At 63.2% G+C, this 16,935-nt stretch carries 11 protein-coding genes and 2 pseudogenes; all 13 read left to right on the plus strand.

Annotated elements, in window-relative coordinates:
- Positions 1-36 precede the first annotated feature (36 nt).
- Positions 37-888, plus strand: coding sequence for an amidohydrolase family protein (locus APH27_RS15070; RefSeq protein ID WP_060485222.1), 852 nt, complete (start codon positions 37-39; stop codon positions 886-888).
- Entirely contained in the window at positions 885-2,435 is a 1,551-nt protein-coding gene (locus APH27_RS15075; RefSeq protein ID WP_060485223.1) for a class I adenylate-forming enzyme family protein, read from the plus strand. Before APH27_RS15070 ends, APH27_RS15075 begins: the two co-directional genes overlap by 4 nt.
- Positions 2,436-2,584: 149 nt before the next feature.
- Complete coding sequence (locus tag APH27_RS15080; protein WP_060485224.1) at positions 2,585-3,928, plus strand: MFS transporter; 1,344 nt, start codon at positions 2,585-2,587, stop codon at positions 3,926-3,928.
- 182 nt (positions 3,929-4,110) lie between these two features.
- Positions 4,111-6,162: a hydantoinase/oxoprolinase family protein gene (locus tag APH27_RS15085; protein ID WP_060485225.1), complete on the plus strand. Its 2,052-nt coding sequence runs from the start codon at positions 4,111-4,113 to the stop codon at positions 6,160-6,162.
- Positions 6,163-6,172: 10 nt separating this feature from the next.
- Positions 6,173-8,047, plus strand: a complete 1,875-nt coding sequence (locus APH27_RS15090) for a hydantoinase B/oxoprolinase family protein (RefSeq protein WP_060485226.1) — start codon at positions 6,173-6,175, stop codon at positions 8,045-8,047.
- A complete protein-coding gene (locus tag APH27_RS15095; RefSeq protein ID WP_060485227.1) occupies positions 8,044-9,621 on the plus strand; it encodes an FAD-binding oxidoreductase in 1,578 nt (525 codons plus the stop codon). Before APH27_RS15090 ends, APH27_RS15095 begins: the two co-directional genes overlap by 4 nt.
- Before the next feature lie 38 nt (positions 9,622-9,659).
- Complete coding sequence (locus APH27_RS15100) at positions 9,660-10,859, plus strand: CaiB/BaiF CoA-transferase family protein (protein ID WP_060485228.1); 1,200 nt, start codon at positions 9,660-9,662, stop codon at positions 10,857-10,859.
- Between the two features lie 3 nt (positions 10,860-10,862).
- The gene (locus APH27_RS15105; protein ID WP_060485229.1) at positions 10,863-11,780 is read left to right on the plus strand and encodes a hydroxymethylglutaryl-CoA lyase; all 918 of its coding nucleotides are present in this window, start codon (positions 10,863-10,865) and stop codon (positions 11,778-11,780) included.
- Positions 11,781-11,783: 3 nt separating this feature from the next.
- Positions 11,784-13,196, plus strand: coding sequence for a 3-isopropylmalate dehydratase large subunit (gene leuC, locus APH27_RS15110; protein ID WP_060485230.1), 1,413 nt, complete (start codon positions 11,784-11,786; stop codon positions 13,194-13,196).
- 2 nt (positions 13,197-13,198) lie between these two features.
- Complete coding sequence (gene leuD / locus APH27_RS15115) at positions 13,199-13,882, plus strand: 3-isopropylmalate dehydratase small subunit (RefSeq protein WP_060485231.1); 684 nt, start codon at positions 13,199-13,201, stop codon at positions 13,880-13,882.
- On the plus strand, positions 13,869-14,639 hold the full coding sequence (locus tag APH27_RS15120) for an enoyl-CoA hydratase/isomerase family protein (RefSeq protein ID WP_060485232.1): 771 nt from the start codon (positions 13,869-13,871) through the stop codon (positions 14,637-14,639). The genes leuD and APH27_RS15120 overlap by 14 nt, the downstream gene beginning before the upstream one ends.
- A 144-nt stretch (positions 14,640-14,783) precedes the next feature.
- A pseudogene (locus APH27_RS27170) lies at positions 14,784-15,743 on the plus strand (methyl-accepting chemotaxis protein); the annotation flags it as partial.
- Positions 15,738-16,476 (plus strand): annotated as a pseudogene (locus APH27_RS27175) (methyl-accepting chemotaxis protein); the annotation flags it as partial. The pseudogenes APH27_RS27170 and APH27_RS27175, both read left to right, overlap by 6 nt.
- Between the last annotated feature and the right edge of the window lie 459 nt (positions 16,477-16,935).

Consider the following 16,935-nt stretch of genomic DNA (forward strand, 5'->3'; position numbering starts at 1 on the left):
CAGTGAACGTGGATCATCGCCAGGAGTTCAACAACAATGAGTGGTTACATTGATATCGTCGTGAATCTCTTTACCCCCGAGGAGGTTCGCAACCAGCAGACAGGCTTCGACGAAAACTTCACCACCCAGGTGCGCATGCCTGAGTCGATGAAGGGTGGCGTCAGCATCGATGACTACCTGAAGAAAATGGACCGCGCCGGAGTTGAGCGTTCGCTGCTGATCGCGGTGCGGGCGGGTGACCAGCGCATGAAGGGCTCGTTCGAGATCCCCTACGAGCAGGTCGCTCAGTGGTGCCGCAAGCACCCGGACCGCTTTTCCGGACTGGCCGGGGTCGATCCGTTCCGTGGCATGCAAGGTCTGCGCGACCTGGAGCATGCGGTCAACGACCTCGGCTTCGTCGGTGCCCACCTGTACCCGCACTGGTTCAAGCTGGCTCCCGACCAGGCGCTCTACTATCCCTACTACGCCAAGTGCTGCGAACTCGATATACCGCTGATGATGCAAGTCGGGCAGAACCTGATCTACCAGAAGGACGTGCGCCTGCCGAGCGTGGCACGGCCAATCCTGCTGGATCAGATCGCCATCGACTTCCCGGAGCTGCGCCTGCTCGGCATTCATATCGGCGTGCCGTGGACCGACGAGATGATCGCCATGGCCTGGAAACACGCCAATGTCTATATCGGCATCGATGCCTATGCACCCAAGTACCTGTCGCCAAGCCTGGTTCACTACATGGACAGCTACGGCCAGGACAAAGTGATGTTCGGCACCGACTGGCCGGTGATCGATCCGGAACGCGCGGTCGCTGAAATGCGCGATCACGACTTCCGCCCTGGGGCAATGCAGAAGATCATGCGCGATACCGCCATGAAGGTGTTCAAACTATGAGCGGCGCCGACATGCAAGCTCTCGGCCTGCCGCCCGGCTTTCGCGCGCTGACCGTATCCAGCGGTATTCGCAGCGCGGCGGCGCGCCAGCCGGACAAGACCGCGCTGATCTGCAGCGGGGAAACACGCTCGTATCAGGCTTTGGTCGAAGGGATGAATCAAGTTGCCAATGCCGTCGAGAGTCTCGGCCTGCGGTCGGGGCAGAACGCGGCGATCATCGCCTTCAACTGTCTGGACTACATCGAAATTGTTGCCGGGGTTTCCGACCTGGGCGCGGCGGTGGTCACGCCCAATCCCAAGCTGACGGGCAAGGAACTGGCGGATATCTGCAACGATGCCCAAGTACGGGTGCTGTTCGTCCAGGCTACCTGCCTCGGCGGCATCGAGCGCAGTTTGTTCGAAACGGTTGAGCATGTCATCGAGCTGGGCGAGCCTTATCGTGCCTTCAAGGCATCGGCTTCGGCGCATTTCGTGCAGCGCCCCGTTAACGAATGGGACAGCTTTTCGATTCCCTACACCTCCGGCACCACTGGCAAGCCAAAGGGCGTGATGCTATCGCACCGCTCGCGGGCCATGGGCTTCCTGGCCTATGCTGCAGAGTACGGAATCTTCTCGCCGGACGACCATTTCCTCGCCTTCGCGCCGATGTGCCATGGTGCCGGCCTGGCCTATGCCATGGCCTGCGTGTTCGTCGGCGGCACCACCGAGATCATGGAGAAGTTCGACGCCGAGGCGGTGCTCGCCGCTGTGCATTCTGGGCGGGTAACCGGCATGTTTACCGTGCCGACTCACTATCACGCGATCTTCTCACTACCCGCCGAAGTGCTCGAAGGCTACCGTGGCAATCGCCTGCGCGGCATCATCGCCAACGCCGCGCCGCTGCCGCAGAGTATCAAGGAGCGCATCGTCAGCTACTTCGGCGACGGCCTGCTGCACGAAACCTATGGTTCCACCGAGGCGGGTATCGTCACCAACCTGCGGCCCCAGGATCAGCTGCGCAAGGTCAACTGCGTCGGCCAGCCCTTTGTCGCCAATACGGTACGCCTGCTGGACGAACAGGGCAACGAAGTCGGCCCCGGCGAAGTCGGCGAGCTGTTCAGTCTCTCGCCATTCCTGTTCAGCGGCTACTGGGGCAAGCCTCAGGCGACAGAGGACGCCTTCCGCGACGGCTGGGTCAGCGTCGGTGACATGGCGCTGCGTGACGACGAGGGCTACTTGTACATCGTCGACCGCAAGAAGGACATGGTCATCAGCGGCGGCATCAACATCTATCCGCGTGAAGTGGAGCAGGTGCTCGACGAGTATCCCGGGCTGGTGGAATCGGCGGTGATTGGCGTCCCGGATGCTCAGTGGGGCGAGTTGCTCGCGGCGTGCCTCGTGCTCGCGCCTGGCGCGTCGCTCGACAACGAGGCGTTGGAGCGATTCTGTCGCAGCCAGCTGGCACCGTACAAAGTGCCGAAGACCTTCGTCAGCATCGAGGCCTTGCCGCGCAATGCCAACGGTAAGGTGCTCAAGACAGTACTCAGGGAGTGGTACGCGGCACAGTGACAGGCCTTTGTAAAACAATAACAAGAGCATTGTGGTTCTTACGGGGGCCACGATTATGCGTTCTGCCAGTGACCGATGGCCATGCCGGCCATCTTCCTTCTGCGAACCCAACGAGGCTGTTGAAAATGACAATAAAAGAAGAGCTAGCCGTGCCAACCCGAGCGAGCGAAGAAGCGGACTGGCCCAGCGTGAAAAGCGGCTGGTATGCCGTGGCGGTGCTGTTCATCGCCTATACATTCTCCTATGTCGATCGGGTGATCCTGACCATCCTGGTCGAGCCGATCCAGCGAGACCTGCAGATCAACGATAGCCAGTTGGCGCTGTTGCACGGCTTGGCCTTCGTGATCTTCTACGTCGGTCTGGGGGTACCGTTGGGCTATGTAGCCGACCGAGTCAGCCGCAAGAAACTGATCGCCGCGAGCATCACCTTCTGGAGCCTGGCCACCGCCACGTGCGGGCTGACCAAGACGTTCGGCCAGTTGTTCGCCGCCCGTGTCGGTGTGGGAATCGGCGAGGCCGGCCTGTCGCCGGCCAGCTACTCGTTGATCGGCGATTACTTCCCGCCGAACAAACGCAGTTTCGCCCTCGGCGCCTACTCGGTGGCAATGTTCTTCGGTGGCGGGCTTGCGCTGTTGATTGGCGGCCTTGTGGTCCAGGCGGTGGGTGCTTCGCCGACGGTGATCGTACCGCTGCTGGGCGAGATCCGTTCCTGGCAATTGGTATTCATCGTGGTCGGTTTGCCGGGGCTGTTCGTAGCCTTGCTGGCGCTTACCGTGGCAGAGCCCAAGCGCCGCTCAGATAAGGCCGTGCTCGAGGACGGCAAGCGTTGCGGGCCGACCTTCCGCCAGCAGTTCATGCGCCACTGCCCGGCGTACCTCCTGCATTTCTGCGGTTTTGCCATGCTGTCCATCCCGTTCAACGTAACCTTGCTCTGGGCCCGACCGTTTCTCTCCCGGGTCCTGGGTCTGACGCCGGCACAGGGCGCCTATACGGTCGGCATCCTGATGATGGTGTTCTGCTCGGCCGGCCTGATCACCGGCAGCCTGCTCGCCGATCGCCTGCAACAGCGCGGCAAAGTCGACGGTACGGTGCGCGTGGCCTGCATCGCCGGTTTCGGCCTGCTGCTGCCGCTGGCCCTGTTCCCGTTCATGCCCAATGTCTGGTTGGCATCGTTGGTGCTGTCGGTGATCTTGTTCTTCGGTGCGTTCGCCTACGGCGCTGGGCCGGCCGCCTTGCAACTGATCACGCCGAACGGCCAGCGGGCGATGATCTCGGCGTTCTATCTGTTGGGGATCAATATCGTCGGCCTGACCGTGGGCCCGACCATGACCGGTGTGTTGACCGATTATGTGTTCCAGGACAAGGCCGCGGTCGGCTATTCGGCGGCGATCGTCGGGGTGAGCGGAGCGTTGCTTGCGGCCCTGTGCTTTACCTTGCTGCTGCCCAGATTCCGCGAGGCGGTTGAACGCGAACGTAGCCAGACGCTGAGCTGAAGTTCTCCTGCTCCACCATTTTGCCCGGGATATCCCGGGCTTTTTTTATTTGCAATTTGCCGGTTTCAGCCGCCCGCCAAGGCAGAAAACCGAACAGCGGATAAAGCCGCAGCTGCATTCGCCGGGGCCGCGTCGGGCTTGCAAGATGAGGCCACGAACAAGACCAAGCTGGCGGATTCAACATGGCATATCGATTGGGTGTAGATGTTGGCGGGACCTTCACGGACCTGCTGCTGTTCGACGACGCGGATGGGCGATTTTGGCGGCACAAGACGCCTTCGACCCCACATGACTCTTCCGAGGGCATCGTCACTGGCGTCAAGGCGATCTGCGACAAGGCCGAGATTCAGCCGTCGGCGATCGAGGTGTTTTTGCATGGCACGACCGTAGCCACCAACGCGGTGCTCGAAGGCAAGGGCTCGCGGGTTGGCCTGATGGTCACCGAGGGCTATCGGCAGGTGATGCAGATCGCCCGTTCGCTGGTGCCAGGCGGCCTGGCGGCGTGGATCGTCTGGCCCAAGCCAGAACCTTTGGCGGCACTGGAAGATACGGTCGAAGTGCTCGGTCGCATGGGCGCCGACGGGAAACAGGTACGGCCGCTGGACGAGGCGAACATCCGCGCCCAGCTCGAGGTGCTCAAGACGCGAAAGGTCGAGGCTCTGACCGTGTCGCTGATCAACGCCTACGTCAACGGCGCCCATGAACTGCGTGTTGGCGAACTGGCGGCAGAGATTTTGCCGGGGGTGCCGGTGTCGCTGTCGCACCAGGTCCTGCCGGAAATGCAGGAGTACGAGCGCACATTGACCACCGTGGCCAACGCCAGTGTGCGACCGGTGGTCGGGCGCTATATCCGCAACCTGCGGGCACAGCTGAAAGCCCTCGGTATGGGCGCGCAGTTTGCCCTGTTACGTTCTGATGGCGGCTTGATGTCCTCGGAGGCTGCCGAGGACTATCCGGTATCGTTGCTAATGTCCGGGCCGGCGGGCGGTGTCACTGGCGCTCTCTGGGTGGCGGGCAACGCCGGGTTGAAGAACATCCTGACCCTGGATGTCGGCGGCACCTCCACCGATGTGGCACTCATCGAGAACCTTGAGCCGCGCCTGGCACGTACCACCGAAGTGGGGCACCTAGCGGTGCGGGTTTCTGCTCTGGATGTGAAGACTGTCGGTGCAGGCGGCGGCTCGATTGCCCGCGTTCCCGAGCTGACCCGTGCTCTTCGCGTCGGCCCGGAGTCCGCCGGCGCGGTGCCTGGGCCGGTGTGCTATAGCCGTGGTGGCACCGAGGCGACGGTGACCGATGCCAACGTGGTACTGGGCTACTTACCGGAAAACCTTCTGGGGGGCGCCTTCAAGCTCGACCGCGAAGCCGCTCATGCTGCGGTGGCGAAGGTCGCCGAAGCTCTGGGCGTGGATGTATACGAAGCAGCGCGCGGGATCATCGATATTGTCAACGAGAACATGTTCGGTGCGCTGCGCATGATCTCCGTGCAGCAGGGCTATGACCCCCGTGATTTCGCTCTGATGGGCTTTGGCGGTGCCGGCCCGTTGCACGTCAACGCGGTGAGCAAGCTCTCTGGCGCCTGGCCGGCGGTTTCGCCGGTGTCTCCCGGCGTGCTCTGCGCCTTGGGCGATGCCACCACACGGATGCGAACGGAAACCGCACGCTCCTATTCACGGCGCTTCTCCGCTTCGGAGGACGCACAGATCGCCGAACTGCTCGGGCAGATGCTTGATCAGGTCAAGGGCAAGCTAATGGGCGATGGTGTCGCCGCCGAGGACATCGAGCTGCGCTGCGAAGCCGACGTGCGCTACCACGGCCAGGCCTTTGAAGTGCCGTTGGCCGTGCATCAGGACGACTTCGCCAACGGGCAGGGCCTCGCACAGCTGGCCGACGCCTTCCATGCGGCGCACGAAAAACTGTTCGCCTTCCGCATGGAGGCCGAGCTGGAACTGGTCAACCTGCGTGCCGTGGCGCTGGGCAAGGCGCTGGCATTGCCGTCCCGCGAGCTGCCGCAAGGTAATGGCGATCCCCGCGAAGCGAAGGTGCGGGACCACCAGATGTGGGTTGATGGCGGCTTCCGCCCGGCGGTGATCTACGACCGTTCCCGGCTGCGTGCGGGCGACTGCATCCATGGCCCGGCCATCGTTAGCGAGATGGACTCGACCACGGTGATCTTGGCCGACCACATCGGTCGCGTCGATGCATTCGGCAACATCCTGATCAATCCGGCTTGAGGCGCAGACCATGACCGCACGCATTATCGAAACCAATGCCACACCCTTTGGCCGCGCCGACGTCGACCCGGTCACCCTCGATATTCTCGAGAACGCCCTGCGCAATGCGCGCAACGAAATGGACGCGACCCTGGCGCGCACCGCCATGTCGCCCGGCATCCGCGAGCAGGGCGATGCCTTCCCGCTGATCGCCGACCGCCGCGGACGCATGGTGGTGGGCCAATTTGGCTCGTTCATCGGCGGCTTCCTCGATGCCTATGACGGCGAGATCGAAGAGGGCGACGTGATTCTGCTCAACGATCCGTACTCCTGTGCCGGCGCGGTCAGCCACCTGAATGACCAACTGGTGATTGTTCCTGTGTTCCTCGACGGGCGCCTGGTGGCCTGGTCGGCAATGTTCGGCCATATGACCGACGTCGGCGGCAAGGTCCCCGGTTCGCTGCCGACCAATGCCAGCTCGATCTTCGAGGAAGGCTTCCGCCTGCCGCCGGTCAAGCTGTACAAGCGCGGCGAGCTGCAGGCCGACATCGTGCGTATCGCCGCGGCCCAGTCGCGCATGCCGGAGTGGTTCAAAGCCGACCTGCATGCCCTGGTCGCCTCGTGCCGGGTGGCCGGGCGGCGCGTGGTGGAGCTGTGCCAGCGCTTTGGCGTGGATGTTTTCGACAGCGCGCTGGACCTGCTGTTGGAGCGCAACCTGCGGGCCATGCGCCAGTTGATCCGCAATTCGATCGGCGAGGAGCCGGTGTCGTTCGAGGACTACCTGTGCGACGACGGTGTCGGCGCCGGCCCGTTCAAGATCCGCTGCACTCTGCAGCGCGACGGCGACCGGGTGATCCTCGACTTCGCCGGCACCGATCCGCAGTCGGCCTCGTCGATCAACTTCTACCTCAACGAAAACATGCTGAAGATGTTCTTCGGCATTTACATGATCATGGTCTTCGACCCGCAGATCCTCATCAACGACGGTTTTTACGAGCTGGTCGAGGTGCGCATTCCCCAGGGCTCGCTGCTCAAGCCCGACTTCCCGGCCGCGCTGTCTTGCCGCACCCATGCCCTGGGGCGGATCTTCGACGTGCTTGGCGCCTTGCTTGGCCAGCGTTCGCCAGAGTTTCTCAATGCTGCTGGCTTCTCCAGCTCGCCGCACCTGATGTACTCCGGCTACGACGCCCACGGCGAGTGGTTCCAACTGTTCCAGATCGGCTTTGGCGGTATTCCGGGGCGTCCGTTCGGCGACGGGCCGGACGGCCATTCCTTGTGGCCGGGTTTCACCAACGTGCCCAACGAATTCCTGGAAAACTACTTTCCGCTGCGCATCGAACGCTACGAAACCGTGGCTGATTCGGGTGGTGCCGGCCTGTTCAGGGGCGGCAACGGCATCCGCATGACCTACTGCTTCCTCGCCGAAGGGCGTATCGCCATTCACGACGACCGCTGGTTCGTGCCGCCGTGGGGCGTGAACGGCGGTGAACCGGCGCAGCGCTCATGGAAGCTGATGGTCCGCGCCGACGGTAGCGAAGAGTACCTGCCGGCCAAGTGCGACGACATCCTCGTGCAGCCGGGCGATTGCCTGCATTTCGTCACCTGGGGTGCCGGTGGCTGGGGGGATGCCCTGCAACGGGACGCGCAACTGGTGGCCAAGGAAGTGCGCCAGGGCCTGGTCAGTGTCGAGGGTGCCCGCGCCTACGGCGTGGTGGTGGATGACCTGGGCCGGCTGGATGAGGCAGCGACCGAACAACTGCGCGCCAGCCTGGCGGATAACCGCGGCGAGCTGGCCATGTTCAATCGCGGGCCGGATATCGAAACGCTGCGCGCCAACTGCGAGCGCGATACCCACTTGCCGGCACCGGTGGCGCCGCGCTGGAAGCAGCTGGGGGTCAGCGCGTGAAGGGCCGCCACCTGTCCGTCGCGGCGTCGTGGCTGCAGGCGGTGTCTGCGGTAGCTGATGCGGATGTGATCCAGGGCGCGGGGGTGACCGGCTACGCCCACGACATTTTCCGCGCCCGCGAGCTGCCGCTGGCGGTGCTGGTGCCGCGCACGGTCCAGGCGTTGCAGCGGATGACCCGGATCGTTGCCGAGGCCGGGCTGGCGATCAACGTGCGCGGTGGCGGGGCCTCCTATACCGACGGTTACCTGCCCACCCGCCGCGAATCGGTGCTGTTCGATCTGCGCCGGCTCGACCGTATCGTCGAGATCAACGAGGAGGACGCCTTCGTCACGGTCGAGTGCGGGGTGACCTGGGATGCGCTGAAGTCCGTGCTCGACGAGCGCGGGTTGCGCACGCCTTTTCGCGGACCGTTCTCGGGGCTGGTGGCCACCGTGGGTGGCACGGTCGCTCAGCATGGCATCAGCCATGGCACCGGCGGCTATGGTGGCAGCGCTGCGTCGGTGCTGTCGCTGGATGTGGTGATGGCCGATGGTGAGCTGCTCAGCACCGGCTCGGCGGCGCGTGGCGCGGCGCCGGTCAACCGTTACTTCGGCCCAGATATTACCGGGCTGTTCACCGGTGATTGTGGCGCGTTCGGCATAAAGGCACGGATTACCCTGCCGCTGTTGCGCGCCGGTACCCAGCACGCTACGGCGTCGTTTGCCTTCGCTGATTTCCAGTCATTGCGCGATGGCATGCTCGCCGCAGCAAGGGCCGGGGCCGATGACACCCACTTCGGCATGGATGCCAACCTGGTGCGCGGCCAGCTCCGGCGAGGGCGCAGCCTGCGCGAGACTTTAGACATTGCCCGCGAGGTCTGGCGCACCTCGCCGTCCTGGCTAGCTGCCGGGCGCCAGTTGCTGCGCATGGGCCTGGCCGGTGAGCGCGCGTTGCGCGAATCCGCCTACATGGCTCACTACATCGTCGAAGGCGCCGATCGCTACAGCGTCAATGCAGCAATGAGGCGCTTGCGCGAGGCTTTGGACGGCCACGGCAGCGAGGTCGCCAACAGTGTGCCGACGGTGATCCGCAACCAGCCATTCGCCAAGATGTTCAACGTGGTCGGGCCCAAGGGCGAGCGCTGGGTGCCGGTGCACGGCGTGCTGCCCAACTCGGCGGTCATGGCTTTTCATGAGGACTTGCAGGCGCTGCTGCAACGCCATCAGGACAGTCTGCAACGCCATGGCGTATGGACCGGCGCCATGTTCGAAAGCGTCGGGCCTGGTGCCTTCATGTACGAGGTCGGCATCTACTGGCCGGATGCCCTCGGCAGCTATCACGACATGACCCTGTCGCCGGCCTTGCGTGCGCGCCTGCCGGTGCATGGGGAAAACCTTGAGGCGCGTGCCTGGGTCACCGCGTTCAAGAAGGAGCTGGTGGCCTTGTACGACGCCCACGGCGCCACCCACTTCCAGCTCGGCAAGGTTTACCCCTATGCCGATCTACTCAGCCCGGCCGCACTTGGCGGCATCCGCGCGATCAAGCGCGCACTGGACCCCAACGAGCGTTTCAACCCCGGTGCCCTGGGGTTGTAGATCACCCAATCAACGTCACTTTGCATAAGGACTTCGTCATGTCCAAGCCACTTCATGGCATCCGCATTCTCGATCTCACCCATATGCTCTCCGGCCCTTACGGCGGCATGCTGCTGGCCGACCTCGGTGCCGAAACCATCAAGGTCGAACCCTTGGCCGGGGAGGGCACCCGAGCCCTGCTGGCCAAGGACCCGGCCAACTCGCTGAACGGCATGGGCGCGTATTTCCTCACCCTCAACCGCAATAAACAGAGTGTCTGCATCGATCTGAAGAGCGAGCAGGGCCTGGAAGTGTTTTACGAGCTGGTACGGCAATCGGACGTGGTGCTGGATAACTTCAGTGCCGGCGTCACCGGCAAGTTGAAGATCGACCATGCCCATCTCAGTCAGGTCAACCCGCGCATCGTCACCTGCTCGATTTCCGGCTTCGGCGAGGACGGCCCCAACTACCGTCGTCCGGCCTTCGATCAGGTAGTCCAAGGGATCAGCGGCGGCATGTCGATCACCGGGGTCGATGCTAGCCAGCCGATCCGCGCCGGTATTCCCATCGGCGACCTGGGGGGCGGTATGTTCGCGGTGATGGGTATTCTCGCCGCCCTGCAGGCCCGGCACACCAAGGGCCACGGGCAGCATGTCGACATCAGCATGCTCGACTGCCAGATCAGCATGCTCAACTATATGGCCACCATGCATCTGCTCAGCGGCATCGATCCAACCCCTATCGGCAACGGTCACTTCGTTCATGTGCCATACAACAGCTACCCGACGGCCGATGGCTTTATCGTCATCGCAGTGATTTTCGATGGCTTCTGGGACAGCCTGGTCGAGCTGTTGGACATCGAAGTACTGCGCGATCCGAAATACAAGACCCAGCCCGGGCGCCTGGCCGACAAGATCCTGATCGATGGGATTCTCAAGGAGGTCCTGGAAACCCGGCCGACCGCCCACTGGGTGGAGCAGCTCGACCGCGCCCGGGTGCCCTGCGCTCCGGTCAACTCGCTGAGCCAGGCGCTCAACGACGAGCAGGTCCGGCACCGGCGCATGGTGGTCTCGATCGAGCACCCGCAGGGCGGCCACTTTGAGGCCCCCGGCAACCCGATCAAGCTTTCCGCCGACAACACCGATGCCTTCTCGCCGCCGCCCCTGCTTGGCCAGCACACAGAGCGTGTGCTCGGGGAAGTACTCGGTTTCGACCGCGAGCGTATAGAACAACTCAAGAACGCCGGCGTGGTGGGTTAAGTCATGGCCGAACACATCATCATCAACGAAGTGGGCCCGCGTGACGGCCTGCAAAGCCAGGGCAAGACGCTGTCGGTGGAAGCGCGTCTGACACTGATCGAACACCTGCTGGGCTGTGGCGTCGAGGCGATCGAGGTGGGAAGTTTCGTCTCGCCGAAGGCGGTGCCACAGATGGCCGGCACGGCGGAGCTGGTGGCGCGTTTGCCGCGCCGCGACGAGATCGGCTATTCCGCCCTGGTGCCGAACATGCGTGGCTACGAGCTGGCCCGCGAGGCGGGAACACGCAGCATCGCCGTGGTGCTGTCGGCCACTGAAACCATGAACCAGCGCAACATCAACATGAGCCTGGCTCAGGCTCGGGCGGCCAGCGCCCAGGTATTGGCACGGGCCCGCGAGGATGGCATCGAGGCTCGGGCCTATGTCGCCGTGGCCTTCGAATGCCCGTTCGAAGGCCGCACCCCGGCGAAGGTGGTTGCCGCGCTAACCGAGGAAATGCTCGAGGCCGGCGCCGGCAAGGTGATCATCGCCGACACCATCGGCGCGGCGAACCCGGCATCGGTGTGCGAGGTGCTGGGGCAAGTGCGCAGCGTGGCCGCCAACCTGCCGCTGTCCTGTCATTTTCATGACACCCGGGCCATGGCCTTGGCCAATGTGCTCGCAGCCCTGGAGTTCGACGTGCGCGAGTTCGATTGCTCGATCGGTGGCCTTGGTGGTTGCCCGTTCTCGCCGGGAGCCAGCGGCAACCTGGCCACAGAAGACCTGGTGCTAATGCTGCACTCGATGGGGCTGCACACCGGTATCGACCTCGACCGGCTGATCGACAGCGTGCCCTTCGTCGAGCAGTTGACCGGTGTGGCGCTCGGCGGGCGTAGCTATAGCTGGTTGCGCCGCCAGCGTGACCGTCAGCGCGGGGAGGCTTGAACCATGGCCGGCAAAACCCTTTACGACAAACTGTGGGACAGCCATTGGGTGGCGGACCTGGCCGATGGTTCCAGCCTGCTGTACATCGATCGCCACCTGTTGCACGAGGTGACCTCGCCGCAGGCCTTTTCCAACCTGCGCCATGCCGGGCGTACGCCCTGGCGGCTGGATACCACCTTGGCCACCCCCGACCATAACGTGCCGACGGAAAACCGTGCGGCCGGTCTCGACGGGGTCAACGACCCGATTGCCCGGCAGCAGATCGCCAGGCTTGAAGACAACGCCGCCGAGTTCGGCGTGCGCCTTTACGGCCTCAACGATGTGCGCCAGGGCATCGTCCATGTGGTCGGCCCCGAGCAGGGGCTGACCCTGCCGGGTTGCTCGCTGGTGTGTGGCGACTCGCATACCGCCACGCATGGTGCCTTCGCCGCCCTGGCCCATGGCATCGGCAGCAGTGAAGTCGAACATGTACTGGCGACTCAGACCCTGCGCAGCCGCAAGCAGCGCAACCTGCGCATTCGTATCGAAGGCCGGCTCGCAGCAGGCGTCAGCGCCAAGGACTTGGCCCTGTACGTGATCGGGCGCATCGGTACTGCGGGCGGCACTGGGCATGCCATCGAATTCGCAGGTTCGGCGGTGCGCGAGCTGTCCATGGAGGCGCGCATGACCTTGTGCAACATGAGCATCGAGGCCGGCGCCAGGGTCGGACTAGTTGCCTACGACGCGGTTACCGAGCGTTATCTGCGTGGTCGTCCGCTGGCGCCAGGCGGCGAGCACTGGACCCGGGCCTGCCAGTACTGGCAGGGGCTGCAATCTGATGCTGATGCGTTGTTCGACCTCGACTTGCTGTTCGACGCCGCTGATATTCAGCCCCAGGTGAGTTGGGGCACTTCGCCGGAAATGGTCGTACCGCTGGCCGGCCATGTACCCAGGCTGGAGCAGGCGCGCGATGCACTGCAACGCCAGGACTGGGAACGCGCGCTGCGCTACATGGACCTGCAACCGGGCCAGGCCCTGCTGGGTTTGCCGATCGACAAGGTATTCATCGGCTCTTGCACCAACGCGCGCATCGAGGACCTGCGCAGCGCGGCATCTGTGGTTGCCGGACACCGGGTGCACCCACGGGTCCGCCAGGCCCTGGTAGTGCCGGGCTCTGGCAAAGTCCGCAAGCAGGCCGAGGAAGAAGGGTTGGACATGGTGTTCAAAGCAGCTGGTTTCGAGTGGCGCGACCCAGGCTGCTCAATGTGCCTGGGCATGAATGCCGACCGTCTGGAGGCCGGCGAGCGCTGCGCCGCGACATCCAACCGAAACTTCGAGGGCCGCCAGGGCAAGGGCGGGCGTACTCATCTGCTGTCGCCGGCACTGGCGGCGGCCGCAGCCGTGGCCGGGGCACTGGCCGATCCGGGGAGCTTGTAGCGATGAAGGCATTGACCAGTCACACCGGCGTAGTGATTCCGTTGAACCGCGCCAATATCGACACCGATGTGCTGCTGCCCAAGCAGTATCTGAAAAGCCTGGAATCGGTCGGCTTCGGCGACTTTCTCATGGACGACGAGCGCTATCTCGATCCGGGGGAAGTCGATACGCCGACCGCCAGTCGTCGGCGCAACCCTGACTGCATCCTCAATCGTACGCCCTACAATCGCGGTAGCGTCCTGCTCGCCCAGGCCAACTTCGGTTGTGGATCAAGCCGAGAGCATGCGGTCTGGGCGCTGCGCGACTTTGGCGTGCGGGTGATCATCGCACCGAGCTTCGGCGATATCTTCCGCAACAACTGCTTCAACAACGGCCTGCTGCCGCTGAGCCTGGAGCAATCGCTCATCGACATCCTGTTCCAGCGCGTGGAGGCAACGCCGGGATTGCGCGCGCACATCGACGTGCAGGCGAAGACGCTTGCCCTGGCCGAGCTCGATCTGGGCTTTGAACTGGAGGAAGGGCGCCGGCAGAACCTGCTCCAAGGCATCGACGAGATTGGCGAGAGCCTGCTGTGTCGCCAGCGGATCCAGCGCTACGAGCACGCGCGCATGGCCGCCGAACCATGGATCTTCGGGGTCTGCCAGCCTCTCGCGGCGCTGACGGAGATGTCCGATGACCAACTCTGAAGCCCCCGTGTTGCTGGTCGAGGAAGCCGGTGTCGTCAGCCTGGTGTTCAACCGCCCTCAAAGCCTGAACGCCTTCGATGGCGATTTCGCTCGCTGTTTTCTTGAGAGTTGTGAGCGCTTGCAGGGCCGCAATGACCTGGCGGCGATCATTATCCAGGGTAAGGGCCGGGCATTCATGGCCGGTGGTGACATCAACGAGTTCCAACAGAGTCCGCAGATGGTGTTGAGCGGGTTGATCCGACCGATGAACCGGGCACTGCGCCTGCTGGCGGAGCATCCAGCCCCCGTGATCGCCAGCGTCCAAGGGGTCGCGGCCGGCGCGGGCATGAGCCTCGCGCTGGCTTGCGATTTCATCATCGCCAGTCGCTCCGCACGCTTCGACTTCGCCTACCTCAAGCTCGCCGCCAGTTGTGATCTAGGGATTTCCTGGCATCTGCCGCGTCTGGTCGGGCTGCGTAGGGCGCTGGAAATCGCTCTGCTCGGTGAGCCGTTGACCGCGCAAGACGCCCAGGAGCTGGGCTTGGTCAATTGGGTGGTCGAAGACGACCGGCTGGAGCTGCGCACGCGGCTGCTCGCTGAGCGTTTTGTCAACATGCCGCGACCGGCCCTGGGGGAGGTCAAGCGCCTTATGCGCCGCGACGCGGCCACGCTGTTCGGGCAACTGGAACAGGAGGAACAAGCATTCGCGCGGGTCATGGGGAGCGAAGCATTCACGGTGGCAGTCAGTCGGTTCTTGAGCAAGCGTCAGCCGGGCTAGCACATGGCTAAACCAATGGAAATGACAATGTATAAACGGATGAAGCGGTTGCTTGCCAATCTCGGAATACGCCACAAACTGGTTTGCGGTTTTGGCCTGGTGTTGTCCATGACCTTGCTGGTGGCGTTCATTGCCTGGTGGAACATGGCAAGTGTGGTTGATCGCGGCGAGAAGACCTTGGCGATCCTGCAACTGAAGATCGCCGCCAAGGATCTGCGCGTCCAGCGCCTGGTGTATCAGGACAAGGGTCTTGCGCAGGAGCGCGAGAAGGTCCTTACCTTGATCGCCGACCTCCAGCGCCAGATCGAAACCCTTGCCGGTGTCCTCACTTCGCCAGAAGACTTGCAAATGCTTGGGCGGTTGTCCGCGGATGTGCAGGCCTATACCGAGAGTTTCAAGGGGCTGGTCGGCACCTTCGATAGCCGTGAAGCCGCGCGCAAAGCCCTTACCGACCGCACCAATGAGGTGGCTGTCGGCTTCGACCGTATCGAACGCAGTATTATTGGAGATGGCGAGTCAGATACGCAGCGGCGCCTGGAATACATGCAGGGCTTATCGCAACTAGGCCTGCTGGTGGTAAAAGCGCGTTTTCGCGCCTATGCCTACTTCGTCAGCGACGACCAGGTCATGAAGGACGGTGCCTTCCAGGCGGTCGATGAGGCCATCGCCCAGACTCAGGCGTTGCGCGACAGCATGGGCGCCAACCAGCATGCAGCGGTCAGCGAGGCGGTGGGCACCTTGCAGAGCTACCGGAAAACCCTGGTGGCGTTCTCCCGCGATATCGATACCAGCTTGGCGGTGCGGTCGAAAATGGCTTTGGTGACCGAGCACATCGAGGGCGTCAGCGATGCCCTGCGCCAGAGCCAGCTCGACAAGCGCGACCGTGATGTCGGCCAGGCACGCCAGTCCATCGCGGTGGGCACCTTGCTCGCATTGCTGTTCGGTCTGCTGGCTGCTTGGCTGATCGCCCGGCAAATCGTCGAACCGCTCAACCGCACGCTGCTGGCCGCTAGCAGGGTGGCTGCGGGCGACCTCAGCCTTGAGCTTGATTGCGACCGTGAGGACGAGATCGGCAAGTTGCAGCGCGCGGTCGGCAGCATGACCCAAAGCCTGCGCACGCTGGTAGGCAGGATACAAGGCGGGGTGGCAAGGATCGCCACGGCTGCGGCCGAACTATCGGTCGTCACCGAACAGGGCAAGCTCGGCATTGAGCGGCAGAACAGCGAAACCGATCAGGTAGCCACGGCGATCAACGAGATGGCCGCCACCGTACATGAGGTTGCGCGCAATACCGAGCAGGCCTCTATGGCGGCGCAGGAAGCCAGCTGCGAAGTAATGCAGGCCAATCAAGTGGTCAACAGCGCCATCGAGCATGTCGAACGACTGGTGGCCGGGGTCAACGACTCGGCGCTGGCTGTTGATACTCTGAATGCTGAAAGCCGCAAGATTGGCGTGGTGCTCGATGTGATCAAGTCAGTGGCCGAGCAGACCAACTTGCTGGCGCTCAATGCCGCCATCGAAGCTGCCCGTGCTGGCGACGCGGGGCGCGGCTTCGCTGTGGTAGCCGACGAGGTCCGTGGTCTAGCGCTGCGTACTCAACGCTCGACTGAGGAAATCCAAGCGTTAGTTAGCGCTATTGATCAAGGCACGCAGAACGCGGCGCGTGTCATGAGTGGCGGCCATGAGCTTGCCGATCAAACGCTCGGGCTCGCACGTAAGGCTGGCGAGGCGTTAAGCGGTATAAGTCAGCGAGTATCGAACATTCAGGAGATGAGCCAGTTCATCGCTACAGCTGCCGAGGAACAAAGCGCGGTAAGTGAGCAAATCAATCGTAGCGTAATGCGGGTGCGCGATGCCTCTCACCAAAGCGCGCGGTCCAGTGACAAGACTGCGCAAGCCAGCGTTGAAATCGCGCGCTTTGGTGACGAATTGCAACTGCTGGTCGACGGCTTTCGCTTAAGTGCAGGCACGAGGATATGACTACTGACGGTTGCTGTCAGCGAAGACATTTTTCACGTGGTGTATAAATCTCTGAGAGGGCTTGATGCGCTTGATCTCAAAAGGCTGTCTTGCCATGTCAAATTGAAGCACCACCGGTTCAGTAGCCGTTTGGAATGTCTGGTTTGGGGATTGCGGGTGCATGATTGACGGTACTCATAAATATTCGCCTAAGTGAATTCGGGCGCTGGAGTAACCCCAATAGGTCGACAGCTGCCGGTCGCGACTAACCGCTTCCGACCCAGGCTAGGTCAAAGCGCAGCAAATACATCGAAAACCCATATTCGAGCTGGCTGCC

The sequence above is a fragment of the Pseudomonas sp. NBRC 111123 genome (assembly GCF_001320205.1).
Taxonomy (GTDB): domain Bacteria; phylum Pseudomonadota; class Gammaproteobacteria; order Pseudomonadales; family Pseudomonadaceae; genus Aquipseudomonas; species Aquipseudomonas putida_J.